The 24,985-nt window shown below is 63.5% G+C and carries 25 protein-coding genes; 14 read left to right on the forward strand and 11 right to left on the reverse strand.

From position 1 onward, the window contains the following. Nucleotides 1-127: 127 nt before the first annotated feature. Nucleotides 128-880, forward strand: coding sequence for a sulfate transporter family protein (locus tag JQ629_RS15925; RefSeq protein WP_212413477.1), 753 nt, complete (start codon nucleotides 128-130; stop codon nucleotides 878-880). A gap of 148 nt (nucleotides 881-1,028) precedes the next feature. Here the strand turns inward: JQ629_RS15925 and nth are convergent, their stop codons facing one another. Further along, nucleotides 1,029-1,811, reverse strand: coding sequence for an endonuclease III (nth, locus tag JQ629_RS15930; RefSeq protein WP_212413478.1), 783 nt, complete (start codon nucleotides 1,809-1,811; stop codon nucleotides 1,029-1,031). 22 nt (nucleotides 1,812-1,833) lie between these two features. Between nth and JQ629_RS15935 the strand changes: the two genes are divergently transcribed. The 4 genes from JQ629_RS15935 (at nucleotide 1,834) to gpmI (ending at nucleotide 5,791) form a co-directional block, all read left to right on the forward strand. Beyond that, nucleotides 1,834-2,361, forward strand: coding sequence for a DUF2244 domain-containing protein (locus tag JQ629_RS15935; protein ID WP_212413479.1), 528 nt, complete (start codon nucleotides 1,834-1,836; stop codon nucleotides 2,359-2,361). Nucleotides 2,362-2,467: 106 nt separating this feature from the next. Continuing rightward, a complete protein-coding gene (locus JQ629_RS15940) occupies nucleotides 2,468-3,364 on the forward strand; it encodes a methylated-DNA--[protein]-cysteine S-methyltransferase (protein ID WP_212413508.1) in 897 nt (298 codons plus the stop codon). Between the two features lie 212 nt (nucleotides 3,365-3,576). Then, complete coding sequence (locus JQ629_RS15945) at nucleotides 3,577-4,095, forward strand: anthrone oxygenase family protein (RefSeq protein WP_212413480.1); 519 nt, start codon at nucleotides 3,577-3,579, stop codon at nucleotides 4,093-4,095. Nucleotides 4,096-4,255: 160 nt separating this feature from the next. Then, nucleotides 4,256-5,791 (forward strand): 2,3-bisphosphoglycerate-independent phosphoglycerate mutase, encoded by a 1,536-nt coding sequence (gene gpmI / locus JQ629_RS15950; RefSeq protein WP_212413481.1) that lies wholly within the window; start codon nucleotides 4,256-4,258, stop codon nucleotides 5,789-5,791. Nucleotides 5,792-5,952: 161 nt separating this feature from the next. Here the strand turns inward: gpmI and dapB are convergent, their stop codons facing one another. The 7 genes from dapB to dnaK all read right to left on the reverse strand — a co-directional run bounded on the left by dapB (nucleotide 5,953) and on the right by dnaK (nucleotide 12,579). After that, the gene (gene dapB / locus JQ629_RS15955) at nucleotides 5,953-6,768 is read right to left on the reverse strand and encodes a 4-hydroxy-tetrahydrodipicolinate reductase (protein WP_212264116.1); all 816 of its coding nucleotides are present in this window, start codon (nucleotides 6,766-6,768) and stop codon (nucleotides 5,953-5,955) included. Between the two features lie 167 nt (nucleotides 6,769-6,935). Then, nucleotides 6,936-7,238, reverse strand: a complete 303-nt coding sequence (locus tag JQ629_RS15960; protein WP_212413482.1) for a DUF1330 domain-containing protein — start codon at nucleotides 7,236-7,238, stop codon at nucleotides 6,936-6,938. Between the two features lie 31 nt (nucleotides 7,239-7,269). Beyond that, the gene (pyrF, locus tag JQ629_RS15965; RefSeq protein WP_212413483.1) at nucleotides 7,270-7,980 is read right to left on the reverse strand and encodes an orotidine-5'-phosphate decarboxylase; all 711 of its coding nucleotides are present in this window, start codon (nucleotides 7,978-7,980) and stop codon (nucleotides 7,270-7,272) included. A 6-nt stretch (nucleotides 7,981-7,986) separates the two neighbouring features. Then, nucleotides 7,987-8,565, reverse strand: a complete 579-nt coding sequence (locus JQ629_RS15970) for an NADPH-dependent FMN reductase (RefSeq protein WP_212413484.1) — start codon at nucleotides 8,563-8,565, stop codon at nucleotides 7,987-7,989. Nucleotides 8,566-8,703: 138 nt separating this feature from the next. Next, entirely contained in the window at nucleotides 8,704-9,306 is a 603-nt protein-coding gene (locus tag JQ629_RS15975) for a class I SAM-dependent methyltransferase (protein ID WP_212413485.1), read from the reverse strand. 91 nt (nucleotides 9,307-9,397) lie between these two features. Then, nucleotides 9,398-10,537, reverse strand: coding sequence for a molecular chaperone DnaJ (dnaJ, locus tag JQ629_RS15980; protein ID WP_192736167.1), 1,140 nt, complete (start codon nucleotides 10,535-10,537; stop codon nucleotides 9,398-9,400). A 140-nt stretch (nucleotides 10,538-10,677) separates the two neighbouring features. Further along, entirely contained in the window at nucleotides 10,678-12,579 is a 1,902-nt protein-coding gene (dnaK, locus tag JQ629_RS15985; RefSeq protein WP_212386260.1) for a molecular chaperone DnaK, read from the reverse strand. A gap of 621 nt (nucleotides 12,580-13,200) precedes the next feature. On the opposite strand from dnaK, the gene JQ629_RS15990 reads away from it, so the two are divergent. The 4 genes from JQ629_RS15990 (at nucleotide 13,201) to JQ629_RS16005 (ending at nucleotide 16,423) form a co-directional block, all read left to right on the forward strand. Continuing rightward, nucleotides 13,201-14,136 carry a hypothetical protein gene (locus JQ629_RS15990; RefSeq protein WP_212413486.1) on the forward strand — a complete coding sequence of 312 codons (936 nt, stop codon included), beginning with the start codon at nucleotides 13,201-13,203 and terminating at the stop codon, nucleotides 14,134-14,136. 121 nt (nucleotides 14,137-14,257) lie between these two features. After that, complete coding sequence (pncA, locus tag JQ629_RS15995) at nucleotides 14,258-14,983, forward strand: bifunctional nicotinamidase/pyrazinamidase (RefSeq protein WP_212413487.1); 726 nt, start codon at nucleotides 14,258-14,260, stop codon at nucleotides 14,981-14,983. 89 nt (nucleotides 14,984-15,072) lie between these two features. Beyond that, nucleotides 15,073-15,927, forward strand: coding sequence for a helix-turn-helix domain-containing protein (locus JQ629_RS16000; protein WP_212413488.1), 855 nt, complete (start codon nucleotides 15,073-15,075; stop codon nucleotides 15,925-15,927). Between the two features lie 67 nt (nucleotides 15,928-15,994). Continuing rightward, entirely contained in the window at nucleotides 15,995-16,423 is a 429-nt protein-coding gene (locus JQ629_RS16005; RefSeq protein ID WP_212413489.1) for a VOC family protein, read from the forward strand. 137 nt (nucleotides 16,424-16,560) lie between these two features. Here JQ629_RS16005 and grpE read toward each other — a convergent pair whose 3' ends face one another. Beyond that, on the reverse strand, nucleotides 16,561-17,160 hold the full coding sequence (gene grpE, locus JQ629_RS16010; protein WP_212413490.1) for a nucleotide exchange factor GrpE: 600 nt from the start codon (nucleotides 17,158-17,160) through the stop codon (nucleotides 16,561-16,563). 192 nt (nucleotides 17,161-17,352) lie between these two features. After that, nucleotides 17,353-18,441: a heat-inducible transcriptional repressor HrcA gene (hrcA, locus tag JQ629_RS16015; protein WP_212413491.1), complete on the reverse strand. Its 1,089-nt coding sequence runs from the start codon at nucleotides 18,439-18,441 to the stop codon at nucleotides 17,353-17,355. A 159-nt stretch (nucleotides 18,442-18,600) separates the two neighbouring features. On the opposite strand from hrcA, the gene rph reads away from it, so the two are divergent. From rph to JQ629_RS16040, 5 genes are all read left to right on the forward strand, one after another. Continuing rightward, nucleotides 18,601-19,314, forward strand: a complete 714-nt coding sequence (rph, locus tag JQ629_RS16020; protein WP_212031951.1) for a ribonuclease PH — start codon at nucleotides 18,601-18,603, stop codon at nucleotides 19,312-19,314. Nucleotides 19,315-19,325: 11 nt separating this feature from the next. After that, entirely contained in the window at nucleotides 19,326-19,955 is a 630-nt protein-coding gene (gene rdgB, locus JQ629_RS16025) for an RdgB/HAM1 family non-canonical purine NTP pyrophosphatase (protein WP_212413492.1), read from the forward strand. Beyond that, nucleotides 19,948-21,129, forward strand: a complete 1,182-nt coding sequence (hemW, locus tag JQ629_RS16030) for a radical SAM family heme chaperone HemW (RefSeq protein WP_212386447.1) — start codon at nucleotides 19,948-19,950, stop codon at nucleotides 21,127-21,129. Before rdgB ends, hemW begins: the two co-directional genes overlap by 8 nt. 264 nt (nucleotides 21,130-21,393) lie before the next feature. After that, the gene (locus JQ629_RS16035; protein WP_212413493.1) at nucleotides 21,394-22,506 is read left to right on the forward strand and encodes an aminotransferase class I/II-fold pyridoxal phosphate-dependent enzyme; all 1,113 of its coding nucleotides are present in this window, start codon (nucleotides 21,394-21,396) and stop codon (nucleotides 22,504-22,506) included. Beyond that, nucleotides 22,503-23,333, forward strand: a complete 831-nt coding sequence (locus tag JQ629_RS16040) for a hypothetical protein (protein WP_212413494.1) — start codon at nucleotides 22,503-22,505, stop codon at nucleotides 23,331-23,333. Before JQ629_RS16035 ends, JQ629_RS16040 begins: the two co-directional genes overlap by 4 nt. A 137-nt stretch (nucleotides 23,334-23,470) precedes the next feature. Here JQ629_RS16040 and JQ629_RS16045 read toward each other — a convergent pair whose 3' ends face one another. Then, complete coding sequence (locus JQ629_RS16045; RefSeq protein ID WP_212413495.1) at nucleotides 23,471-24,685, reverse strand: penicillin-binding protein activator; 1,215 nt, start codon at nucleotides 24,683-24,685, stop codon at nucleotides 23,471-23,473. Between the last annotated feature and the right edge of the window lie 300 nt (nucleotides 24,686-24,985).

Here is a 24,985-nt window from a genome sequence, read left to right on the forward strand (position 1 = left end):
CATGGGCGGGATCGTCACCGGCGATCCCTGCCCAGTTCTTCTGCCCAGGTCTTCTGCCCAGGCCTTGCCGAAGCCCGATTGCATCTCTACCTCTCGCGGGGGTTTTTAGCGAGAAACAGAGGCCATCATGCTGGACGCCGCCGTCAAGGCGCTTTCCCAAATCCTGGCGCCGCCGATGCGCACCATTCTGTGGCGTTCGATCGGGCTGGCGCTGGTGCTGATCACGGTGCTGGCGGTCGGACTGCAGCGGCTGCTCAGCTGGTTCGCCGAATATGGCGAGGTCTGGGCGGAAGGGCTGCTGGGACCTGGCTTTCACACGCCGCTGAACATCCTGGCCTGGATCGTCTCGATCGCGGCCGGGCTTGGCGTCGTACTCGGCGGCATCTTCCTGATGCCGGCGATCACCTCGCTGGTCGCCAGCGTGTTCGTCGACGACGTCGCCGACCATGTCGAGCGCGAGCATTATCCGGCAGAGAAGCCCGGCTCCGCGCTGCCGCTTGGCGTCGCGATCCCCGAGGGCATCAAGACGGCGCTGCTGACCATCCTGGTCTATCTGATCGCGCTGCCGTTCGTGCTGTTCGCGGGCGCCGGTTTTCTGATTTTCTTCTTCGCCACCGCCTGGCTGCTGGGCCGGGAATATTTCGAACTCGCGGCGATGCGTTTCCGCTCGCCCGCGGAAGCCAAGGCGATGCGCAAGGACAATGCGGCGACCGTGTTCACGGCGGGACTGTTCATCGCCGCCTTTGTCTCGATCCCGATCGTCAACCTGGCGACGCCGCTGTTCGGCATGGCCTTCATGGTCCATATGCACAAGCGATTGAGCGGCCCCCGGCCGGAGTTGATCGAGCCCACGCGGCGCACGGGAATGCCGGTGGTGTGAGTATCTTCTCCCTCGCCCCGCTCTTGCGGGGAGAGGGTCGGGGTGAGGGGCTTTCTCCCCGGGAGTAGTCTATCGATAGACCTGTACCCCCTCAGCCGGAGTGCTTCGCACTCCGACCTCTCCCCGCAAGCGGGGCGAGGTTAGAACCTCACACCGTCTTCTCCGGCCACCTGCAAAGATCGTTGATCAAACACACATCGCAGCGCGGTTTTCGCGCGAGGCAGATGTAGCGGCCGTGCAGGATCAGCCAGTGGTGGGCGTGCAGCATGAACTCGGACGGGATTATCTTTTCCAACCCCAGTTCGACCTCGAGCACGTTATTGCCGGGCGCCATTCCGGTGCGATTGCCTACACGGAACACGTGGGTATCGACAGCCATGGTGTGCTCCCCAAAGGCCATGTTGAGCACGACATTGGCGGTCTTGCGGCCGGCGCCGGGCAGCGTTTCGATCTCGGCGCGGGTGCGCGGCACCTCGCTGCCGAACTCCGCAATCAGTTTCTGCGACAGCGCGATGACGTTCTTGGCCTTGTTGCGATAAAGCCCGATGGTCTTGATGTAGTCGCGCACGGTGTCTTCGCCGAGCGCCAGCATCTTCTCGGGCGTATCCGCCACCGCGAACAGTGCGCGTGTCGCGCGGTTGACGCCGGCGTCGGTCGCCTGCGCCGACAGCACCACGGCGACCAGCAGCGTGTAGGGGTTGAGATGTTCGAGCTCGCCTTTCGGCTCCGGATTGGCTTTCCGAAAGCGGCTGAACGCCTCATGGACCTCGGCTGAGGTCCATGGTTTTGGCTTTGGTGCTTTCTTCGCCGCGGGCTTGGACGCTGCTTTGGCTGGCTTGCTGGCCGCGGACTTTGCCGGCTTCTTTGCTGTTTTCCCGGACACGGATGGAACGCTTTTTTTGTCAGCTTTAGCGCGGATGATTTTGGCCATGATCCGGGTATACTGACCAGCGATGACCGCAAGCAACGACTTTGATCGGGAGGTTGACCAGCCGAAGCTGTTTTCGGCTCGGCTGACGCCGCATCGTTCGCTCAACCGCACCGGCTTCCTGGTGCTGATGGCATTCCTCTGCGCGGTCAGCTTCGTGGCTGGCGTCGCGTTTCTGTTGATGGGCGCCTGGCCGGTGTTCGGATTCTTCGGGCTCGACGTGCTCGTGATCTACTGGGCGTTCCGGGTCAATTTCCGCACCGCCAATGCGTCGGAGGAAATCACGGTGACGCCGTCGGAGCTGCGGGTGCGCCGGGTCAGCCACCGCGGCCATGTGGTGGAGTGGGTGCTCAATCCGCTCTGGGTGCGGCTTGATCAGACCGGCGACCCCGAATTCGGCATCGAGCGGCTTTATCTGGTCTCGCGCGGCCGCCGCGTCTCGGTTGGCCATTTTTTGGGCCCCGACGAAAAAGCGAGCTTTGCCAAAGCCTTACTCGCCGCGCTGCAATCGGCCAAACGCGGCATCACGTATAATCCTGTAACGCAGCCTTGACGCGTTTTCTTCACGCGAACCGCTGCCCACTTCGCTTGAAAACGCTATGTAATCCCTGTCGGAAATCGGGTGGTTTGGACGTCGGATGAGCCCTAAATCTGATCCCATGATGATATCAGCCATACATGACCAGCGCCTGGCCAAGCCGGGCCTCCAGAACGCCGCGCTGCGCGACTACGACTCCGTGCGCCGCGCCATCGCCTTCATCTCGGAACACTGGCGCGCGCAGCCGACCATCGAAGCGATGGCAGATGCCGCCTCGGTGACGCCAGATGAATTACACCTTCTGTTCCGCCGCTGGGCCGGGCTGACGCCCAAGGACTTCATGCAGGCGCTGACGCTCGATCACGCCAAGGGCCTGTTGCGCGACTCGGCCAGCGTGCTCGACGCCGCCCTCGACTCGGGCCTGTCGGGTCCGGGCCGGCTGCACGATCTGTTCGTGACGCATGAAGCGATGTCGCCGGGCGAATGGAAGAACGGCGGCGCCGGCATGACGCTGCGCTACGGTTTCCATCCCTCGCCGTTTGGCACTGCCATCGTGATCGCCAGCGGCCGCGGCCTTGCGGGGCTTGCCTTCGCCGATCCCGGCGAGGAGCCGGCATCTTTCGCCGACATGAAGCGGCGCTGGCCCAACGCTACCTATGTCGAGGATCGCGACGGCACGGCCGGTCTCGCGCAGCGCATCTTCGACACCAAATTGTGGCGGCCGGATCAGCCGCTGCGCGTGGTCCTGATCGGTACTGACTTCGAGGTCCGCGTCTGGGAAACCTTGCTGAAGATCCCGATGGGCCGCGCGGTCTGCTATTCCGACATCGCCAACAAGATCAAGAATCCAAAAGCCTCTCGCGCGGTGGGTGCTGCGGTCGGCCGCAACCCGGTGTCGTTCGTAGTGCCCTGCCATCGCGCACTCGGCAAAGGCGGCGCGCTCACCGGCTATCACTGGGGCATCACCCGCAAGCAGGCGATGCTGGGCTGGGAAGCCGGCCAGGTCGGATTGCATTAGATTGGACGCGTCATTCCGGGATGGTCCGAAGGACCAGACCTCAGGTGCGCAATTGCGCACCGGGGGAATCTCGAGATTCCGGGTTCGCGTTTCACGCGCCCCGGAATGACTGTGTACCGACCTGGGAAACCGGGCATGTGCAAAATGTGAGGTGACACGCCGCGACGCGAACCCTAGCATCGCCTGGTCAGGACGGTGACCACAGTGTTTTCATGACGATGCAATTGCTGCGGCTGTCCGGTCTTGCACTCTCTGTTCTTGCGGCTGCTCTGGTTGCCGGATTCTTCTACGCCTATCATTGCTCTGTCATGCCGGGTCTCGCGGCGACTGACGCCGTATCGGCGATCAAGGCGATGCAGGGCATCAACGCGGTCGTTCGCAACGCCGTTTTCGCGTTCAGCTTTTTCGGCACGTTGGCGTTCGGAGGTCTCGCCACCCTTTTGCTGATCGGTGCGGGCGGCTGGCCGCTGGCGCTGGCCCTTCTCGGCACCGCCATTTATGGCCTCGGCGCATTCATGGTGACGCTGCTTTACAGCGTGCCGCTGAACGAAGGTCTCGCAACCGTCGTACCGACCACGGAGAACGCCGCCGCAATCTGGCGGGCCTATCTCGAACCCTGGATGTTCTGGAATGCGCTGCGCATGGTCATGTCCGTGCTGACGCTGGCGGCATTCACGGCAAGCCTCGTCATGTTGATCGCACGCGCACAGGGCGCTCGCATCCCGGCGTGAGCGCTCACCCCGGCGCGCCGGCCGGCGGCCTCCCGATTGCCCATGGCTGATATGTCGAGTTCGCAGGGCGCTTGGCCGGAACCGTGAGTGCGCGCCTCGATTGACGATCGCGTATCGATCCCTCACAACCACGCCGGGGTAATCAGCGAAAGGCCCGTCGATGCAGAAAAATCGTCCCGTGATGCTAGCGATATTGGATGGTTGGGGCTGGCGGGAAGATCCGGCCGACAATGCTGTTCGTCAGGCCAAAACACCGAATTTCGACCGCCTGTGGAATGCGGGTCCGCGCACCTTCCTGAGGACGTCGGGACGGGATGTCGGGCTGCCCGATGGGCAGATGGGCAATTCCGAAGTCGGGCACCTGAACATCGGCGCGGGCCGCGTGGTGATGCAGGACCTGCCGCGGATCAACGACGCCATTGCGTCCGGCGAAATCAAATCCGCGACGGCGCTCAGCGCCCTGGTCCAGGCGCTGAAGCAGAGCGGCGGCACCTGTCATCTGATCGGACTGGTGTCGCCGGGCGGCGTCCATTCGCATCAGGATCACGTCGCCGCACTGGCCGCGATCCTCGCTGAGCACGGCGTGCCGGCGGTCGTACACGCACTCACGGACGGACGCGATACGCCGCCGAGATCAGGGGCCGATGATTTGAAGCGGCTAAGCGCTGCGCTGCCGCCACAGGTTCCGATCGCAACCGTTGTCGGGCGATATTATGCGATGGACCGCGACAAACGCTGGGAACGCGTTGGCAAAGCCTATGACGCCATCGTCGAGGGCGAAGGTCCGCATTTTGCCGACGCACAATCGGCAATATCTGACGCCTATGCGCACGATGTCACCGACGAGTTCGTCGTACCGTCGGTGATCGGCAGTTACACCGGCATCAGGGATGGCGACGGCGTGCTGAGCTTCAACTTTCGCGCCGATCGCGTCCGCGAGATTCTTGGTGCGATGCTCGATCCGTCGTTTGACGGCTTCAAACGCAGACGCAGCGTCCGGTTCGCTGCCGCCGTTGGAATGACGCAATACAGCTCTGATCTGGACAGGCTGATGCAGACGATATTTCCGCCGCAGGCGTTTCCAAACATCCTGGGCGAAGTCACATCAGCGGCAAACCGGACGCAATTGCGGATGGCCGAAACGGAGAAGTATCCCCACGTCACCTATTTTCTCAACGGTGGACGGGAAGAACCTTTTCCCGGCGAAGACCGCATCATGGTGCCTTCGCCCAAGGTCGCGACCTATGACCTGCAGCCGGAGATGTCGGCCGCCGAACTGACGGCGAAAGCCGTGGAGGCGATCGACGGAGGCAAGTACGATTTGATCGTGCTGAACTACGCCAATCCGGACATGGTAGGCCACTCGGGAAACCTGACGGCCGCGATCAAGGCGGTCGAAACCGTCGATACCGCGCTCGGGAAAATCTCGGAGGCGATCGAGCGATCCGGCGGCGCGCTGCTGGTGACCGCCGATCACGGCAACTGCGAAATGATGCGCGACCCTGTCACCGGCGGTCCGCATACGGCTCACACGACGAACCCGGTGCCCCTGCTGCTGCAGGGCGGCGGCGGCGTGACCTTGGCGGAGGGCCGGCTGGCGGATATCGCGCCGACACTGCTCGACCTGATGCAGTTGCCGAAACCGGCCGACATGACCGGCATGTCGTTGCTGCGCCCGAACAAGGGTAACGCGTGATTTAGGTTGCGCGGACCACTCGCTTCCTATCGCGTCATCCTGAGGTGCGCGCTCTTGCGCGCCTCGAAGGATGGAAGCGCCCGCGGCCCATCCTTCGAGGCTCGCTGCGCTCGCGCCTCAGGATGACGTCTGTGGGTTTCGCACGGCACGTCGTCAAATTCTCAGAAGTCGCCGAGGCCGAGCACATCGGCCATCGAATACAGGCCGGGCGTCTTGCCCTGCGCCCACAACGCCGCCTTGACCGCGCCTTGTGCAAACATGGTGCGGTCCTCGGCGCGGTGGGTCAGCTCGATGCGCTCCATCGCCCCTGCAAAGATCACGCTGTGTTCGCCGGTGACGGTGCCGCCGCGCAGCGCCGCAAAACCGATATCGCCGGCCTTGCGTGCGCCGGTAATGCCGTCGCGTCCGCGCGCCGAATGCAGATGCAGGTCGACGCCGCGGCCCGCGGCGGCGGCCTCGCCCAGCATCAGGGCGGTGCCCGACGGTGCATCGACCTTGGCCTTATGGTGCATCTCCAGGATCTCGATATCGAAATCGGTATCGAGCGATTGCGCGACGCGCTTCACGAGGGCCGCCAGCAGATTGACGCCGAGGCTCATATTGCCTGATTGCACGACGATGGCGCGGGACGTCACGCTCTTGATCACGGCCATATCGGAGCTCGACAACCCCGTGGTTCCGACCACGTGCACCAGCTTCCGTTCGGCGGCGATCGCCACATTGGCGATGGTGGCGGCGGGAACCGTGAAATCGAGAATGCCGTCGGCGTTCGCCGTGAGCGCCCAGAGATCGGCAGAGAGTTTGACGCCATTTTCGGGCAGGCCGGCGAGGATGCCGGAATCCTTGCCCAGCAGTTCCGAACCCGGCGCTTCGAGCGCACCGGCAAGAACCGCCCCTGACGTTTCCGAAATGACGCGCACCAGCGCGCGGCCCATCCGGCCGCCAGCTCCAGCTACGATCAAACGCATGTCGGCCATGGCTTCACCTCTTCACGGGTATAGCGGGGGCGGGCTGCTACGGCAACTTCCCGTCATTGCGAGCGAAGCGAAGCAATCCATCTGTCCGCTTGGAAAGCATGGATTGCTTCGTCGCTATGCTCCCTTGCGCAAACGCTTCGCGTTTGTCGCAGGCAATGACGGAATCGTCAGGGTTGCGGGCCGTCATAGCCTTCGATCACGATCAGCTCGGCGATCGAGTGCGGCTGCCGAACCTTCATATTAGCCTGGTATTCTGGCGAGTTATAGCACGCCATCGCGGCGTCGTAGCTGTCGAACTCGATGACCACGTTGCGCGAGCGGCTTTGGCCCTCGACGCCGGTGAACTTGCCGCCGCGGACGACGTAGCGCCCGCCGAACTTCTTGAAGATTGCGAGATTGGCCGCCGCATAGGGCTTGTAGCCCTCGTCATTGCTGACGTCGACGCGACCGATCCAGTATCCCTTGGCCATCTTGCTCTCCCGTTTCTTGTCCTGCTGTTGACTACGCCAGTGCCTGCCCGATTTCGCTTTGAATGGCATCCGCGGCGGCTTTGGGGTCGGCGGCCTCGGTGACCGGCCGTCCCACCACCAGATAATCCGCGCCGGCGGCGATGGCGCGCGCCGGTGTCATGATGCGCTTCTGGTCGCCGGTCGCCGAGCCCGCCGGCCGGATGCCCGGCGTCACCAGGTTCATCTGGTGGCCGACGATCTTGCGCAAACTCGCCGCCTCTTCCGGCGAGCTCACCAGCCCGTCGACGCCGAGTACCTGCGCCTGCTGGGCGCGCGCCTCGACCAGATCGGAGACGTTGAGGCGATAGCCGGCGGCATGCAGATCGCCGTCGTCATAGGAGGTCAGCACGGTGACGGCGAGGATTTTCAGGCTTGAGCCCGCGCGCGCTTCGACGGCGGCTTTCATGGTCTGCGGATAGGCGTGCACGGTGAGAAAAGTAGCGCCGAGTTTTCCGATGCTCTCGACACCGCGTGCAACGGTGTTGCCGATATCGTGCAGCTTGAGGTCGACGAACACCTTCTTCCCCGCGCCGGATAATTGACGGACCAGCGGCAAGCCGCCGGCATAAGCGAGCTGATAGCCGATCTTGTAGAACGTCACGCTGTCGCCGAGCCGCGCCACCATCGCTTCCGCCTCGGCGACGCCGGGCAGATCGAGCGCCACAATCAACCGGTCTTTCGGAGCGATACTGGCAGGCTGCATGTCACCTCACATCATGCGTTGGGAATGGTCGATCAGCTGCCGCACCAGCGCCTGCAGCGCCTCGACATCGGCAGAATGTTTCAGACGGTCCATCTCGTCATAGGCCTGGTCCGCGAACGACAATGCGAGCTGGTTCGGAACCACGCTGGCGTGACAGGCCGACAGAATGAGGCGCAGCGCCGCCAGCGCGCGCGTGCCGCCGAGCCGTCCGCCCGAAGCGGAAGCGATCGCAAACACGGCGCCGCGAAACACCTGGCCGCGGGTTTCATGCGGGTCCTGCACCCGGCTGATCCAGTCGATGGTGTTTTTGACCAGCGCCGGCACCGACGAATTATATTCCGGCGTCACGATCAGGACGCCATGATGGGCTCCGATCATGCGCTTCAGATTGACCGCGTGCTTCGGCACGCCGGATTTCGCCTGCAGGTCGCCGTCATAGATCGGCAGCGGAAAATCCGACAGCGAGATGCGGGTGACTTCGGCGCCGGATAGCGCGAGCTCATGGCTGGCGGCGGCCGCCAGCCTCGCATTGAGCGAGCCTGATCGAAGCGATCCCGGAATCACGAGGATTTTCAGCGCGGACATATTTTATAAATCGCGGTTCGGGCCAAACCCGCCGCGCGAATCCCGCAGCGAGCATTTTCTCCGAAAATGCTCTTAACTAATATTCTGCGCGTATTCCATGCGCAAAACCGGCATCCACTTTTGCGGAATACGCGCGTATCAGCCCTTGCGATACACCCAGACCCGGGCGGGCGGAAGGTTCATCCAGATCCGCTCGGAAGCTTCTGTGGACACGCCGGGCAGCGATTTCGGGATCGGCGGCGCAACCGAATAGGTGAACTGCACGAAGGGCGCACCAGGTGCCAGCGCCGTAAAGGCGTCGCGGATCAATTTGAGGCGCGTCAGCATCGGCTTTGTGACCAGCGGCAGGCCGGAGACCACGGCCGAGGCCGGCATGTCGAGAACCTTCAACAGCGAGTCGCGAAGTTTGTAGGCGTCGCCCTGCACCACTTTGGCGTGCGGATAACGGTCGCGCAGCAGCGCGCAGAAGCCCGGATTATATTCAACCAGCACGAGACGCTTCTGATCGACGCCATGTTCGATCAGCGCATTAGTGATCGCGCCGGTGCCGGGGCCAAGTTCGACGACCGGTCCTTTCGAATTGACGTCGACATATTGCGCCATGGTGCGCGCGAGCAGCTTGCTGGACGGCATCACCGCGCCCATGTGCAGCGGCTTTTCGATCCATGAACGGAGAAAACGCACCTCGTCGTCAAGACGGAGAGGTTTCTTCAACGCACGCACGGACGATTGCAGAGGCATGTCGCTACCAGGCGGGACCGCGAACGGCGGTTATGTCAGAAAACGGTCATAAAGAGGTATAGGTCGCAGCTCTCATGGTCAAGCAAAAGGCTTACTGCGGGGCAGCGCGGCTACCGAAGAAGTCCTTGACCTTAGTAAAGAAACCGGCCGCCTCCGGCTGGGTTGCACCCGACGACAGCTTTTCGAACTCGGCCAGCAATTCCTGCTGCTTCTTGGTCAGATTTTGCGGCGTTTCGACCATCACCTGTACATACATGTCGCCGGTCTGGCGCGAACGGAGCACCGGCATGCCTTTTGATGCGATGCGGAATCGCCGGCCGGACTGTGTTCCCGACGGCACCTTCACCTTGGTCTTGCCCTTGTCGATGGTCGGCACCTCGAATTCGCCGCCAAGCGCGGCCGCCACCATCGAGATCGGGACCCGGCAATGCAGGTCGGCGCCGTCGCGCTGGAAGAATTCGTGGGTCGCCAGCGACAGGAAAATATAGAGATCGCCGGGCGGTCCGCCGCGGACGCCGGCCTCGCCCTCGCCGGCGAGGCGAATGCGGGTGCCGTCTTCGACGCCTTGCGGAATGTTGACCGACAGGGTCCGGTCGCGCGTCACCCGGCCTGAGCCCGCGCAGGAGGGACAGGGGTCTTCGATCATCTGGCCGCGGCCCTGACAGCCCGGACAGGTTCGTTCCAGCGTAAAGAAGCCCTGGGCCTGCCGCACCCTTCCCTGCCCGCCGCACAGCGAACAGGTCTTCGGCTTGGTGCCGGCCTTGGCACCGGTGCCGGAACAGGATTCGCAGGTGACCGAAACCGGAATCTCGATCTGGGCGGTCTTGCCGAGGAAGGCTTCCTCCAGCGTGATTTCCATATTGTAGCGCAGGTCCGCGCCGCGCTCGCGGCCGCCGCCACCGCGCCCGCGTTGTCCGGCCATGCCGAACAGATCCTCGAAAATATCCGAGAACGACGAGGCGAAGCCGGCGCCGAATCCGGGCCCGCCGCCACCCATGCCCTGCTCGAACGCCGCGTGGCCGTAGCGGTCATAGGCGGCGCGCTTGTCGCCGTCCTTCAGGACCTCATAGGCTTCGTTGATTTCCTTGAACTTCACTTCGCTGGAAGCATCGCCCGGATTCTTGTCCGGATGCCATTTCATCGCGAGCTTGCGAAAGGCCGCCTTGAGCTTGCCATCGTCCGCGGACCGCTCGACTTCCAGGGTTTCGTAATAGCAGCGCTTGGTGGACATCCGTCAGTTCCGTCCGAATTTCGTCTTCATGCCGCAAGGGTGCATTGTTGAGGATGCCGCCTCGCGCTTAACGAAAAATGACCCCCACCCATCGAGACGCCGCGCGCTCTTTGGTGTGAGGGTCATGATCGAAAGCCCGCTTATGCCGACTTCTTGTTGTTCTTGTCGTCGTCGACTTCGGTGAACTCCGCGTCGACGACGTCATCCTTGGCCGCATCCTTCTTGGCGTCGGCTTCGGCCTGCTGCTTGTACATGGCCTCGCCGAGCTTCATCGAAGCCTGCGCCAGCGTGTTGGTCTTGGCCTTGATCGCCTCGGCGTCGTCGCCCTTCAGCGCTTCCTTGAGGTCGCTGACGGCGTCCTCGATGGAACGGCGCTCGCTCTCCTCGACCTTCGAACCGTGTTCGGCCAGCGCCTTCTCGGTGGAATGCACCAGGCTGTCGGCATGGTTCTTGGCGTCGACCGCCTCGCGGCGCTTCTTGTCCTCGGCCGCATTGGCCTCGGCGTCCTTGACCATCTTCTGGATGTCGGCGTCCGACAGGCCGCCGGAGGCCTGAATCCGGATCTGCTGTTCCTTGCCGGTCGCCTTGTCCTTGGCCGAGACGTTGACGATGCCGTTGGCGTCGATGTCGAACGTCACCTCGATCTGCGGCATGCCGCGCGGCGACGGCGGAATGCCCATCAGGTCGAACTGGCCGAGCACCTTGTTGTCGGCCGCCATTTCACGCTCGCCCTGGAAGACGCGGATGGTGACGGCGTTCTGGTTGTCCTCGGCGGTCGAGAACACCTGGCTCTTCTTGGTCGGGATCGTGGTGTTGCGATCGATGATGCGGGTGAACACCCCACCCAGCGTCTCGATGCCGAGCGACAGCGGGGTCACGTCGAGCAGCAGCACGTCCTTGACGTCGCCCTGCAGCACGCCGGCCTGGATCGCCGCGCCGATGGCGACGACTTCGTCCGGGTTGACGCCCTTGTGCGGCTCCTTGCCGAACAGCTGCTTCACCACTTCCTGAACCTTCGGCATGCGCGTCATGCCGCCGACCAGCACCACTTCGCCGATCTCGGCGGCGGTGAGGCCCGCATCCTTCAGCGCCTTGCGGCACGGCTCGATGGTCTTCTGGACGAGATCGTCGACCAGCGCCTCGAACTTGGAGCGGGTCAGCTTCATCGTCAGATGCTTCGGACCGGTCTGATCTGCCGTGATGAACGGCAGGTTGATTTCGGTCTGCGTGGTCGAGGACAATTCGATCTTGGCCTTTTCGGCGGCCTCTTTCAGGCGCTGCAAGGCCAGCTTGTCGTTGCGCAGGTTGATGCCCTGCTCCTTCTGGAACTCATCGGCCAGATAGCTGACGAGCCGCATGTCGAAGTCTTCACCGCCGAGGAACGTGTCGCCGTTGGTGGACTTCACCTCGAACACGCCGTCGCCGATTTCGAGAATCGAGACGTCGAAGGTGCCGCCGCCGAGGTCGTACACCGCAATGGTGCCGGTCTTGGTCTTGTCGAGGCCGTAGGCGAGGGCTGCCGCGGTCGGCTCGTTGATGATGCGCAGCACTTCAAGGCCGGCGATCTTGCCGGCGTCCTTGGTGGCCTGACGTTGCGCGTCGTTGAAATAGGCGGGAACCGTGATGACGGCCTGCTCGACCTTCTGGCCGAGATGGGCTTCCGCGGTCTCTTTCATCTTCTGCAGGATGAAAGCGGAGACCTGCGAGGGCGAATAGGTCTTAGCATCGGCTTCGACCCAGGCGTCGCCGTTCGAAGCTTTCACGATCTTGTAGGGGACGAGCTTCTTGTCCTTCTCGACCATCGGGTCGTCATAGCGGCGGCCGACGAGGCGCTTGACCGCGAAGAAGGTGCGCTCGGGATTGGTCACCGCCTGACGCTTGGCAGGCTGGCCGACGAGGCGCTCGCCATCATCGCTGAAAGCGACGATCGACGGGGTCGTGCGCATGCCCTCTGCGTTCTCGATGACTTTAGCTGTCTTGCCATCCATTACGGCGACGCACGAATTGGTGGTGCCGAGATCGATCCCAATGACCTTTCCCATGGTCCTCATATCCTTCTTTTTGCGGCAGGTTGGCTGGGCCCTGGACGGCGCACCTAACCGAACCCCCAACGATCAATTACTCGCGATATTGCGACGGTGAGCCTCATATAGGAGGGGGGGTCCTGCCCGCAAGGACCGAACGCAACCTTAGGGCCTGAAAATGCTGACGTTTGAAAGATTGTGTCAGCTCAGGGCAGGTCAAGGTTCAGGCCCTCAGCCGAGTTAACAAATGGGCAAGAAGGTGAGGACGCACTCATCACCACGTCCGGAAAACCCGGCCAACGCAGGTCGCCACCAGCGCGGTATTTGGCCGCTGCGCGGACCTGACCGGCTGTCCGGCACGCCGCCCAAAATTGCCCGAAAACGTTTGGGTAGAGCGTTTTCCAGCGAAGTGGATACCGGTTCGCGTCAAGAAAACGCGTCAAATCGAGGGTCTAGGGCCGCCATATCGCGCGAAAATTCCAGTGTTTCGGAACGTGATGAGGGAACGGACGCCGCCCCTGCCCTGTTGCAGGGACATCAAAACCGCTAAAAGCGGGCTGACTAAACCCAGCCCTCGAACCCTTGTGGGCTGCGCTGGCCGACATTGAACGGCCTCAATGTAAACCCGGTAGACCCTTCATGAAGCCTGTTCGATACCTCGCTGCGGTTGCCCTTACCATCGCCGCGACCTGCGCCGCGTTCGCCGCCGACCCGGTTTTTCCGCCGGGCGCGCGGGTCGGCATGACGCCGCTGGTCGGCCTGGTCAAAGCCAGGTCATTCGTCGGCTTCGAGACCGAGGATCAGGGCGTCAAGGTGCTGGTGGCGGACCTGCCCGCCGAGGCCTATGGCGAGGTCGCCAATGCTTTCAAGGCAAATCCCGGCGGCACCGGCGGCATCAAGCCGGAGAGCATCGAGACGGCGGCGGGTCTCGCCTATTACACCGCTGAGAACGCCAAGGACGGCGGTACCAATGTCCGGCGCTACTCGATGATCGTGCCGGGTCCGACCTTCTCCGGCTACGTCGCCGTGCAGGTGCCGGAGAATGCCTCCAGGATCTACACCGACGACGCCGTACGCCAGATGTTCGCTTCCGCCGTGATCCGAAACGAAGTTCCGGTCGATGAGCAACTCGGCCTGATGCCGTTCAGGATGGCCGAACTCAGCAATTTCAAGACGGTCCGAACGCTGGCGCCGGGCGCCGCGCTGATCATTGCCGATGGCGACGAAAAAAGCGGTTTTGAAACCGCGCCCTTCATGATCGTCGGCCTGATCGGATCCGCGCCGGCGCAGCCCGACGACCGCGGACGCTTTGCCCAGCAGATGGCGACGACGATTCCCGGCGTACGCGACGGGCGGATCACGATGTCGGAGGCGGTCCGCATCGACGGCCAGCCCGGATACGAAACCCGCATCGAAGCCACCAGCGGCAAGGACAATACGCCGGTGACGATCGTGCAATGGTTGCGGTTCGGCGGCCAGAATTCGCTGCGCATCATCGGCAGCTCGCCGCGCGACGGTTGGACCACCGCGTTCACGCGTTTCCGCGCCGTGCGAGACGGAATTCGCCCGCGCTAAACATCGAATGCCGGTGCACGGGGTGCCGAAGAATCAGCCGCAGACCGCCGCCTAAAGCCGCTTTACGCTCTGCCTGCGACCTGATTTGCTGGTGTTGACCTCTTTGACAGGGAGATGCACCATGTTCGAGCGTAGGCAAATTCTCACGAGCTTCGGCACGATTCTCGGCACGGCGGCAATGGCGACCATTCTTCCGAAGGCAGCTTTGGCCGCGTCGATCAAACCCGACAATGCGTCGGCGTTGCTGGTGATCGACGTTCAGAATTGTTTCCTGCCGGGCGGCAGCCTTGCAGTGAAGGATGGCGACCAGGTCGTTCCCGTCATCAACCGCATCGCCAAGAGCTTTGCCAACGTCGTGCTGACGCAGGACTGGCACACCGCTAGCCATGTCTCGTTCGCCACGACGCATTCCGGCAAGAAGCCGTTCGAGACGATCGACCTGCCCTACGGCAAGCAGGTGCTGTGGCCCGATCACTGCGTGCAGGGCACCGAAGGCGCTGCGCTGTCAAAGGACCTTTCGATCGCCCATGCCGGACTTGTCATCCGCAAGGGCTCCAACAAGGACGTCGACAGCTATTCGGCCTTCACCGAAGCCGATGGCAAGACCACGACGGGGCTTGCCGCCTATTTGAAGGCGCGCAAGGTGGAACGCGTGTTCCTCGTCGGTCTCGCCACCGATTTTTGCGTGGCATGGAGCGCGCTCGACGCCCGCAAGGCCGGCTTTGAGACCTATGTCGTCGAAGACGCCTGCCGCGGCATCGATACCCAGGGCTCGCTCGCGAAAGCCTGGGCCGATATGGGCGAGGCCGGCGTCAAGCGCATTCAGTCCAGCGATATCGCAGCATAGAGCGTTTTCGAGCGAAGTGGATTCCGGTTCGCGTCAAGAAAACGCGTCAAAAAATGGAATCTACGACGTTCTCTCGCGAGAGAGCAGCAATGCCGGATCTAGCCGCGCCGCTAGCGTTCGAGATGATCCGCCGTGCACCCTCACAGCGCACGGCGGGCCTGATCACGGGAATGACGGGTTACCGCGAGACCGCACTTGGCCGGTTTTCGCAGCGTGAAGCCGCACACCTGATTGTGCCGCTGATCATCAGCCTCGGCAGCCCGTTCCTGATCGCGCTGGGCCGGGAGCCTGATGCGGCCGACCGCCAGCCAAGCTTCGCCGCGGGCCTTTACGCCGGGCCTGTTCATATCGAGTCCGATGGCGGGGCCGAATGCGTGCAGGTGGATTTCACGCCGCTCGGCGCCTACCGCTTCTTTGGCGGCGACGTCGCAGGTCTTGCCGCGCGCATGGTCGATATTGGCGACGTGCTCGGCCGCGACGGCCGGCAATTGCGCGAGAGACTGGGCGCGACGGCTTGCTGGCAACACCGCTTCGACCTGCTCGAGGACTTCATCGCCGGCCGCGCCAATCATCTGCCGTCGCCGGAGATCGCCTTCGCCTGGCGACGGCTGGCGCTGACCGCGGGGAGCGCGCGGATCACGGCGCTGGCCGGTGAAATCGGCTGGAGCCGCAAACATCTGGTCGAGCGTTTTCGATCCGAGCTTGGCCTCGCGCCCAAATCGATCGCGCGCATGATGCGCTTTCACCGGGCCTGCCGGCTGGCACGCAGCGGGACGGCTCCGGGCTGGGCCGGGATTGCCGCCGAGAGCGGCTTTGCCGACCAGGCCCATCTGGTTCGCGAATTCGGCGAACTGGCGGGCGAGACGCCGACGGCCTGGGCGAGGCGACTGGCGCTGATCGACAGCCGGCTGACGCGCCCGAACGAAGCGCTTTCGAGCTGGTAACAAATCTTCAAGCCGGCGCCGCCGTATCAGCATATTGACGCGGTGAAGCCGAAAGAAGGAGTTTGCCGTGACGAACAGCAATGACGCGCAGCGCATCTACCCGACCATGCGCTGCAGGGATGCCGAGGCGATGATCCGCTGGCTCAAGGATGTGCTTGGTTTCACCGAGCATGTCGTCTACCGCACGGACGGCGTGGTACAGCACGCACAACTTGCCTGCGGCGCTTCGCTTCTGATGCTCGGTCAGGCCCGCGACGATGAGTACGGCAGGCTGGTTGGCGACATCAGGGGCCGCCGCACCGACGCGCTTTATGTCGCCGTCGAGGATCCCGACGCGCTGTGCGCCAAGGTGAAGGCATCAGGCGCCAAAATCGAAATGGAGCTGCACAACACCGACTACGGCAGCCGCGATTTCGCCTGCCGGGATCCGGAAGGCAATCTCTGGAGTTTTGGCACCTACTGGCCGAAGGCGAATGAGAAACCGATGGACGCGTAGGTCGGATCGGCGCGTGACGGCTTTGCGTGAGCCGTCATCCTGAGGTGCGAGCGCAGCGAGCCTCGAAGGATGGGCCACGGGCTACTCATCCTTCGAGGCGCGCAAGAGCGCGCACCTCAGGATGACGTGAAACCGGCTCAGGTCGTGACGTCGGCGGCGGGCGCCGCCTTGGCGCCGCCCTTGGATACGCCGACCAGCGCCGGACGCAGCACGCGCTCGCCGATCATGAAGCCGGCCTGCACCACCTGAACCACGGTGCCCGCCGGCACCGACGCGTCAGGGACTTCATACATCGCCTGCTGGAAGTTCGGATTGAACTTCTCACCCGACGGATCGAATTTCTTGACGCCGTTCTTCTCCAGCGTGTTGAGCAGCGACCGCTCGGTCAGCTCGACGCCTTCGATGAACGCCTTCAGCGCCGGATCGGCCGAGGCCTTCATTTCAGCGGGCACCGCATCCAGCGCGCGCTGCAGATTGTCGGCGATATCGAGAATGTCGCGCGCGAAGCCGGTGATGCCGTAAGCCCGCGCATCGGCAACTTCCTTGGCGGTGCGTTTGCGCAGGTTTTCCATCTCCGCCAGCGTGCGCAGCATCTTGTCGCGCGCTTCAGCCGCTTCCTTCGTCAACGCCTCGACCGATCCTTCTTCGGGATCATCAGGCATGATGTAGGGCTTTGAGACCACGGGCTCGCCGCTCTGGGCCGCCGCATCATCATTCGGCCGGTTGGGATCGGTCATAAGTCTGCCTTCTCAAAAGAACCGTTCGGTTAAATGGGGATTTGCTGCCCGGGATATCGTGCTTTAGCGGGCGAAAATCAAGCGTTCCATGGCGTTTTCGAGTGATGCCTGCACCGGACCTGATCCGGGGTGGGGCCCGGTTCGCGCCGGGAAAGGCGTCAAAACGACAAAGCGAAGCTTTTTCGGGCCGGATTAACCGCCGAGCATGCGGCTGACGATACGCGCGGCATAATCCACCGTCGGAATCACCCTTGCATAGTTGAGCCGCGTCGGCCCGATCACGCCGAGAACCCCGACGATGCGGCCGGCGGCGTCGCTATAGGGCGCGATGATGGTGGAGGAACCGGACAGCGAGAACAGCTTGTTCTCCGATCCGATGAAGATCCGCACGCCCTCGGCGCGCTCGGCGCGACCGAGCAGATCAATGACGCCGCGCTTGGTCTCGAGGTCGTCGAACAGCGATTTCACGCGCTCCAGATCTTCCAGCGCATGCAGATCCTCGAGCAGATTGGCGTGACCGCGCACGATCAATTGGCGGTCCTCGCTTTCGCCGCCGGACCAGCTCGCGATGCCGGCCGCGATGACCTTCTGCGTCAGCTGATCGAGTTCGGCGCGGCTTTGCGTCAGCGCGGTTTCGAGTTCGAGGCGCGACTCGGCAAGCGTACGGCCGCGAATGCGGGAATTGAGGAAATTGCTGGCTTCCGTCAGCGCCGACGAGGGAACGCCGGGCGGCAGGGTCAGCACACGGTTTTCGACCTGGCCGTCCTCGCTGACCAGCACCACCAGCGCGCGTTCCGGCTCCAGCCGCACGAATTCGATGTGCTTCAGCCGCGAATTGGATTTCGCTGTCAGCACCACCGCAGCGGCGCGGGTCAGGCCCGACAACCGCGTCAGGGCTTCGCCGAGCGCCGCCTCGACCGATTGCGCGCGGCCGACGGAGGCAAGCTGGGTCTGGATCGACTGCCGCTCGTCTTCGGTGAGGTCGCCGACCTGCATCAGCGCGTCGACGAAGAAACGCAGGCCGAGTTCCGTGGGCAGACGGCCGGCCGAGGTATGCGGCGCGTAGATCAGGCCGAGCTGTTCGAGGTCCGACATCACATTGCGCACCGAGGCCGGCGACAGCGGCATCGCGATCAGGCGCGAGATGTTGCGCGAGCCGACCGGTTCGCCGGTTGCGAGGTAACTCTCGACGATTTGACGAAAAATGTCGCGCGAGCGCTCATTGAGCTGGGCCAGCCCGGCATTCGGTGCGATCAGGCCAATCGGATCGTGGTGGGCCACCAATTACTCCCTCGACTTGACCTCTAATCTGTCTATCCGGAGGCCCGGTGACAAGCACGCATTACACCCCAAAGAGGTGGTAAAGGCCCTTGCCGCTGCCCGCTCCCCCTCCTACAAGCACCGCGAACCGCTTTTACTTGATTTTCCGGAGGATTCCCCATGCGGCCAAGCCGCCGTGCGCCCGATGAGCTGCGCCCTGTGTCGCTGGAACGCGGCGTCGTCAAATACGCCGAAGGTTCCTGCATGGTGAAATTCGGCGATACCCACGTGCTGGTCACGGCCACGCTGGAAGAACGCCTGCCGCCCTGGCTGAAGGGTCAGGGCCGCGGCTGGGTCACCGCCGAATACGGCATGCTGCCCCGCGCCACCCTGGAACGCACCCGCCGCGAGGCCGCGACCGGCAAGCAGGGCGGCCGCACCGTCGAAATCCAGCGCCTGATCGGGCGCTCGCTACGCGCGGCTGTCGACCTTGAAGCGCTCGGCGAGCGTCAGATCACGGTCGATTGCGACGTGATCCAGGCCGATGGCGGCACCCGCACCGCCTCGATAACAGGCGCCTGGGTGGCGCTGGCCGACTGCATCTCGTGGATGAAGAACCGCAACATGCTGAAAGCCAATGTGCTCCGCGATAATGTCGCGGCGATCTCCTGCGGCATCTATCAGGGCACGCCGGTGCTCGACCTCGATTATGCCGAGGATTCCGAGGCCGATACCGACGCCAATTTCGTCATGACCGGCGACGGCCGCATCATCGAGGTGCAGGGCACTGCCGAGAAGACGCCGTTCTCGCAGGACGAGTTCCTGGCGCTGATGGCGCTGGCGCGCAAGGGCGTCGCGCGTCTGGTGGACTTGCAAAAGATGGCCGTCGCGTAGTCTGATTGATCATGCACCGTCGAATCACAGGCCGCCTGGTGATCGCGACCCACAATCCCGGCAAGCTTGCCGAGATGCGCGAATTGCTGGCGCCGCATGGCGTCGAGGCGATCTCCGCGGGCGAACTCGGCCTCGATGAGCCCGAGGAAACCGGCGAGACCTTTCGGGCCAACGCGGCGATCAAGGCGATCGCGGCCGCGAAAGCCGCGCAGCTTCCGGCCTTCGCCGATGATTCCGGCCTCGTGGTCGATGCGCTGGACGGCGCGCCCGGGATCTATTCGGCGCGCTGGGCCGGCAAACCTGCGGATTTTATGGCGGCGATGACGCGGGTCGAACGCCTGTTGCAGGAGCGCGGCGCCAAAACGCCAGACAAGCGCAACGCGCATTTCGTATCGGCATTGTGCGTCGCCTGGCCCGACGGTCACCTCGAAGAGGTCGAGGCACGGGTCGATGGAACTTTGGTGTGGCCACCGCGCGGCACCGAGGGTTTCGGTTACGATCCGTCGTTCCTGCCCGATGGACACGGCCGTACCTTCGGCGAGATGGCCAGCATCGAGAAGCACGGGCTGCCGCCGCTGGGGCTCGGTCTGTCGCATCGCGCCCGCGCCTTCGTCAAACTGGCGGAGATCTGCCTTGGCTAGCTTCGAGCGCCCCGAGATCCTCAAGACCGGCAAAGCGGCTTTCGGCGTTTATGTGCACTGGCCATTCTGCCTGTCGAAATGCCCGTATTGCGATTTCAACAGCCATGTCCGCCACGCCCCGATCGACGAGGCGCGGTTCGTCAGTGCCTTTGCGCGCGAGATTGAAACTTCCGCCGAGCGCGCGCCGGGGCGGGAAGTCACCTCGATCTTCCTCGGCGGCGGCACACCGTCGCTGATGGCGCCGCAGACCGTCGGCGCCATCCTGGATGCAATCGGCAAACACTGGCGCGTCGCTGGTGATGTCGAAGTGACGCTGGAAGCCAATCCCACCAGCGTCGAGGCGACGCGGTTTCGCGGCTATCGCGCGGCCGGCGTCAACCGGGTGTCGCTCGGCGTGCAGGCGCTGGATGATGCCTCATTGAAAGCATTGGGCCGCCTGCACAGCGCGCGCGAGGCGCTGGATGCGGTGGCGATCGCGCGGCAATCCTTCGATCGTTATTCGTTCGACCTGATCTACGCCCGCCCCGACCAGACGCCGCAGATGTGGGCCGATGAACTGAAGCTGGCGATTTCGGAAGCCGCCGAACATCTGTCGCTCTATCAGCTCACGATCGAGGAAGGCACGCCGTTCTTCGGATTGCACGCCGCAGGCAAGTTGAAGACGCCGGATGAGGCCGTCGCCCGCGCGCTCTACGACGTGACGCAGGATGTCTGCGCCGCGCAGGGTCTTCCTTCTTACGAGATTTCCAACCACGCGCGGCCGGGCGCGGAGTGCAAACATAATCTCGTCTATTGGCGCGGTGAGGAATATGCCGGCATCGGTCCGGGCGCACATGGCCGCCTAGATATCGACGGCGAAAGACACGCGATCGCGACCGAGAAACGTCCCGAAGCCTGGCTGATGCGGGTAGAGGCCAACGGCCATGGCTTCATCACCGACGACGTCCTCAACTCGGAAGAACGCGCCGACGAATTTTTGCTGATGGGGTTGCGACTTGCGGAAGGCATCGATCCCAAACGCTACGCCGCGCTGTCGGGCCGCACCCTCGATCCCGGCCGGATCGCCGTGCTGCGCGAAGAAGGCGCGATCATCGTCGACACCGACGGAAGGCTGCGGGTGACGCAAGCCGGTTTCCCGGTGCTCGATGCTGTTGTCGCGGATCTGGCTGCGTAAATTTTCTTTCCGCGTCCCGGACAAGCGAAGCGCGATCCGGGACCCATACGCCGCGGCCTCTCGATGAGACAAACCTGGCAAACGCCTTTTGCTAACAACAACGGCCGCAGCGTATGGGTCCCGGCTCAAGGCCGGGACGACGTTTTGAGAGAGCTCGACCCGTCGCCGCGTAAAGGTTTGATAAGCCAAAGCCCGAGAATTCGGACGCTGCGCTTCCGGCTGTGGTAAATTGCTTTCACGGATCTTGCCCCAACCGCCATTTGCATGACGATCGTGAACGACCGGACCATCCCCCCGCCGATCCATGATCCCGAGCTCGACCGCCGCGTCAAAAGCGCCGGCGCGAGCAAGACGGTTTATGCACTGGTCACCCCCGAAACCGAAGCCGCGAAGAATTTCATTCTCGGCAACGCGGTTGCTGGCCCCGACACCGCGCGGCGTCATCATCTCGAACAATTCCGCGACGCCTGGACCGGAAAGCAATTCGCCTCGCATGAAGCCTTCATCGAGCGCTGGATGGCGTGGGCGGCGCCCGTGGTCGCGATCGATGCGGCCGGTTTTCCCTGGCGCTATCCGACCGCCGGCGGCAGCGAGGCGCTGTTTCACGTCATCACCGGCTACGGCAATCGCGCCCGCGTCGAAAAATTCAGTCCCGAGGTGCACGTCTTCGCCGGCGAGTATGAGGGCTACAAGGCCTATGCCGAAGCCTGCGGTATCGCGGTAATCGAACATCGCCGCGCCGAGTGGCAAGCCGTCGGCCGCGCGCTTCCGAAAAATGCCTTGTTCTGCCTGAGCCAACCCTCCGCGATCGACGGCAATGTCTGGCCGCACGCCAATGCTTTTCTGGCGCTGCTCGCCGCCGCCGAAAAGCCCCGCGTGCTGCTCGACGTTACCTATGTCGGCTCCATTGGCGAAGCGCCCGCCGCAAAAATTGCCGCCGACAGTCCGGCGGTGCAGGCGCTGGCGTTCAGCCTGTCAAAACCGTTCGGGGTCTATTACGACCGCATCGGCGGCGTGCTCTGCCGGAATGCGATGCCGAGCCTGTTCGGCAATCAATGGTTCAAGAACCTCACCTCGCTGCAACTCGGCGTCGCGCTGCTGGAGCGTCACGACGTCTTCGATCTGCCGCGCCGCTACAAAACCGTTCAGCGCGAGGCGGCGATTCAAGTCGGCCGACGCCTCGGGCTGACGCTCTCGCCCTGCGACGTCACCGTGCTGGCCCAAGCAGAAGCCAACGCCACCGATCCTGCGCTGGCGGATTTCCTGCGTCGCCCCGCCGGCGATCCCGATGCACGCTTGCGGCTGTGCCTGACGCCAACGATGGCCGAAATGATCGGAACCGCCGGGCCGATCGCTGCTCCTGGAGGCGCATCGTGAAAAACCCGGTCATTCTGACGGATACAAAAGAGATTCACCGCCACGTGCACGGTCTGTGGCGCAGCGCGCCGATCCGCGCCTCCCACACCGATGGCGGCTTCATCCACGACATCGTCGAGCAGTTCGCGAGCCTGCCGCGGCTGTTCTGCGATTCAACCGACGACCGATTGGAGCGTGCGCATTTCTGCTCATGGTGGGGCGTCACCATGAACCGCACTTACGACAATCCCGCGATCGAAGACCTCTACCGATTGCACGAGATGTTCCACGCGGCCTTCATGCCCTACTTTCCCGGCATCGGTTTTGATGCCTTCCACCGCAAGATGGAAGACAATGAACTGAAGGCCAGCGTCTGTTCGGAGATCCGCGTCTATTTCGAACTGCCGCATTTGCGCGAGCAGGCCTTTGCGCACCCGATCTATGCCGACCGCTATTTGTCCGATCCGTCGATGCAGACGCTGTGGGCCAAGAACAAGCCTGTTGCGATCGAAACGCTGCAGGAAGCGCGGCGCGACGTGATGTTCTCAAAACCCGAGCATGAGATGGATCTGACGGAGCGCTGGATCCGCCGCTTCGCGCTACAAAACCGTCAATGGTCGACCTGCTGGTACGATCGATACCTCGAGATCGAGAGCCACATGTTCGAATTCCAGATCAAAGCGTTGCGAGGTGATCGCTCGGGCGCGATCGCACAGCACGCCGCCTGGATCGAGGCGCAGGCCGGTCAGGATGCCGAGGATCACATCCCCTACCGCCAGGAAGCCGCGCTGTTCGCCAACATCTATTGGAGCAACCGGCGCCGTTACGAGGCGGAATTCGCGAAGTAGTTTTCTCTTGTGTCGTCCCTGCGAACGCAGGGGCCCATACGCTGCGGCCCCTCGTTGGGGCAAAACGTTCGACGCTCTTGTTCTACCAATGCACGCCGGTGGCTATGGGCCCCTGCGTTCGCAGGGGCGACGCTGAGTTAAGCCCCAAAACTCTTCGGCGAGCCCGCAACCGGCGTGCCGCCGCCTTGCGCCACCTTCATGACAGCAAGCCCGCGTTCATTGCTGCCGTCGGAGCGGAAGCGGAACAGCCCGTCGATGCCGGCAAAGCCGGACGGATTGGTCAGCGTCTCCGGCGCGAACCGTTGCGGACCCTGCGTGCGCGACAAGGCGGCGACCAGCGCAACGGCGTCATAGGCGAGCGTCGCGGTGCGTACCGGCTCGCCGCCATATTTGGTGCGGTAGCGGCCGGCGAAACTTCGGAAACCCGACGGATCCGGGGCCGCATAGAGACCGCCCTGCAGCGCCGGGCTCGCGAACACCCGCGGATTGTCCCACAGGCCGGTGCCGAGCAACTGGATGTTGCGCAAGTTCACGCCTGCCGCGGTGAGCGCATCCGCCGTCGCCACCACCGAATCGCCGTCATCGGCCATGAACAGCGCGTCGGCCTGGCCGAGCGACTGCGAGACGGTGCGCACAGCGGCCGAGCGATCGGCGCCATATTTTTCGAACGCGACGATGCGGCCCTTGCGCGCCGCCGCCTGCTTGAAGGCGGCTTCCACCACATTGCCATAGGCGTTGTCGGGCAGCAGCGCCGCAAAGGATTTCTTGCCGATGCCGGCCGAGTAATCGACGATGCGGTTGACGTCGGACTCCGGCAGGAAGCTGAGCAGATAGACGCCGCGGCCGGCCACGCTGGAGTCGGTCGAGAATGCAATCACGGACACGCCCTTCGTGCGCGTCTGCTGCGCGACCGCGGGAACCGACTGCGCAAACAGCGGGCCGAGGATGATCTCCGCACCTTCACCGAGCGCCTGCTGGGTTGCCTGGCTGGCGCCTTGCGGGCTGCCGCCGTCATCCTTGATCAGAAGCTGGATGTTGGGATTCTGGAACTCGGCCAGCGCCATTTCGGCGGCGTTTTTCATCGATAGTGCGGCGACGCCGGCATTGCCGGCGGCCGAGAGCGGCAGGATCAGGCCGACCTTGACCTGCCCGGTGCCGACCGCGAGCGGTTGCTGCTGCGGGCCCGCGGGCCCGGCCTCGGGTTGCGGTGAGGAGAACGGGTTGGAAAACTGGCCAAAGCTCTGCTGCACGCTGGAGCAGGCGCCAAGCAGCGGCGCACCGAGAATTAAGCCGACCGCCGTCCGCCGGGTTGCCCCTGACGGCTGAGGTTTGCGAATGAGCGGGCCCACCATCTTATCTCTTCTCGTGACCGACCTTGATCGGCCAGAACTTGAACCTCAAGGACTTGAACCTCAGGACCTGAATCCTAGGGCTCCAACCTCCGGAATAAAGGCGGGCGGATTCAGGCATATTGTCGGCGAATAGTTAACCAAAACAAAAGGATTATGGTCCCGCGGGCTCAACGCCGGTTGGGGATACCTGCCCCCTTCCCGTGATGCTAGCACCAACGTCGCCACCGCACTGTGGCGCTGGCGCTACTACGGCTGTGTTACGGTTCTGATTTTATCAGAACCGGAACACCCGGTCTTTGT

The sequence above is a fragment of the Bradyrhizobium sp. AUGA SZCCT0222 genome, assembly GCF_018130205.1.
Classification (GTDB): domain Bacteria; phylum Pseudomonadota; class Alphaproteobacteria; order Rhizobiales; family Xanthobacteraceae; genus Bradyrhizobium.

Excerpts from the sequence above, each read along its gene's own strand:
- JQ629_RS15925 (WP_212413477.1), top strand. The coding sequence starts at position 128 with ATGCTGGACGCCGCCGTCAAGGCGCTTTCCCAAATCCTGGCGCCGCCG.
- nth (WP_212413478.1), bottom strand. The coding sequence starts at position 1,811 with ATGGCCAAAATCATCCGCGCTAAAGCTGACAAAAAAAGCGTTCCATCC.
- JQ629_RS15935 (WP_212413479.1), top strand. The coding sequence starts at position 1,834 with ATGACCGCAAGCAACGACTTTGATCGGGAGGTTGACCAGCCGAAGCTG.
- JQ629_RS15940 (WP_212413508.1), top strand. The coding sequence starts at position 2,468 with ATGATGATATCAGCCATACATGACCAGCGCCTGGCCAAGCCGGGCCTC.
- JQ629_RS15945 (WP_212413480.1), top strand. The coding sequence starts at position 3,577 with ATGACGATGCAATTGCTGCGGCTGTCCGGTCTTGCACTCTCTGTTCTT.
- gpmI (WP_212413481.1), top strand. The coding sequence starts at position 4,256 with ATGCAGAAAAATCGTCCCGTGATGCTAGCGATATTGGATGGTTGGGGC.
- dapB (WP_212264116.1), bottom strand. The coding sequence starts at position 6,768 with ATGGCCGACATGCGTTTGATCGTAGCTGGAGCTGGCGGCCGGATGGGC.
- JQ629_RS15960 (WP_212413482.1), bottom strand. The coding sequence starts at position 7,238 with ATGGCCAAGGGATACTGGATCGGTCGCGTCGACGTCAGCAATGACGAG.
- pyrF (WP_212413483.1), bottom strand. The coding sequence starts at position 7,980 with ATGCAGCCTGCCAGTATCGCTCCGAAAGACCGGTTGATTGTGGCGCTC.
- JQ629_RS15970 (WP_212413484.1), bottom strand. The coding sequence starts at position 8,565 with ATGTCCGCGCTGAAAATCCTCGTGATTCCGGGATCGCTTCGATCAGGC.
- JQ629_RS15975 (WP_212413485.1), bottom strand. The coding sequence starts at position 9,306 with ATGCCTCTGCAATCGTCCGTGCGTGCGTTGAAGAAACCTCTCCGTCTT.
- dnaJ (WP_192736167.1), bottom strand. The coding sequence starts at position 10,537 with ATGTCCACCAAGCGCTGCTATTACGAAACCCTGGAAGTCGAGCGGTCC.
- dnaK (WP_212386260.1), bottom strand. The coding sequence starts at position 12,579 with ATGGGAAAGGTCATTGGGATCGATCTCGGCACCACCAATTCGTGCGTC.
- JQ629_RS15990 (WP_212413486.1), top strand. The coding sequence starts at position 13,201 with ATGAAGCCTGTTCGATACCTCGCTGCGGTTGCCCTTACCATCGCCGCG.
- pncA (WP_212413487.1), top strand. The coding sequence starts at position 14,258 with ATGTTCGAGCGTAGGCAAATTCTCACGAGCTTCGGCACGATTCTCGGC.
- JQ629_RS16000 (WP_212413488.1), top strand. The coding sequence starts at position 15,073 with ATGCCGGATCTAGCCGCGCCGCTAGCGTTCGAGATGATCCGCCGTGCA.
- grpE (WP_212413490.1), bottom strand. The coding sequence starts at position 17,160 with ATGACCGATCCCAACCGGCCGAATGATGATGCGGCGGCCCAGAGCGGC.
- rph (WP_212031951.1), top strand. The coding sequence starts at position 18,601 with ATGCGGCCAAGCCGCCGTGCGCCCGATGAGCTGCGCCCTGTGTCGCTG.
- rdgB (WP_212413492.1), top strand. The coding sequence starts at position 19,326 with ATGCACCGTCGAATCACAGGCCGCCTGGTGATCGCGACCCACAATCCC.
- JQ629_RS16035 (WP_212413493.1), top strand. The coding sequence starts at position 21,394 with ATGACGATCGTGAACGACCGGACCATCCCCCCGCCGATCCATGATCCC.
- JQ629_RS16045 (WP_212413495.1), bottom strand. The coding sequence starts at position 24,685 with ATGGTGGGCCCGCTCATTCGCAAACCTCAGCCGTCAGGGGCAACCCGG.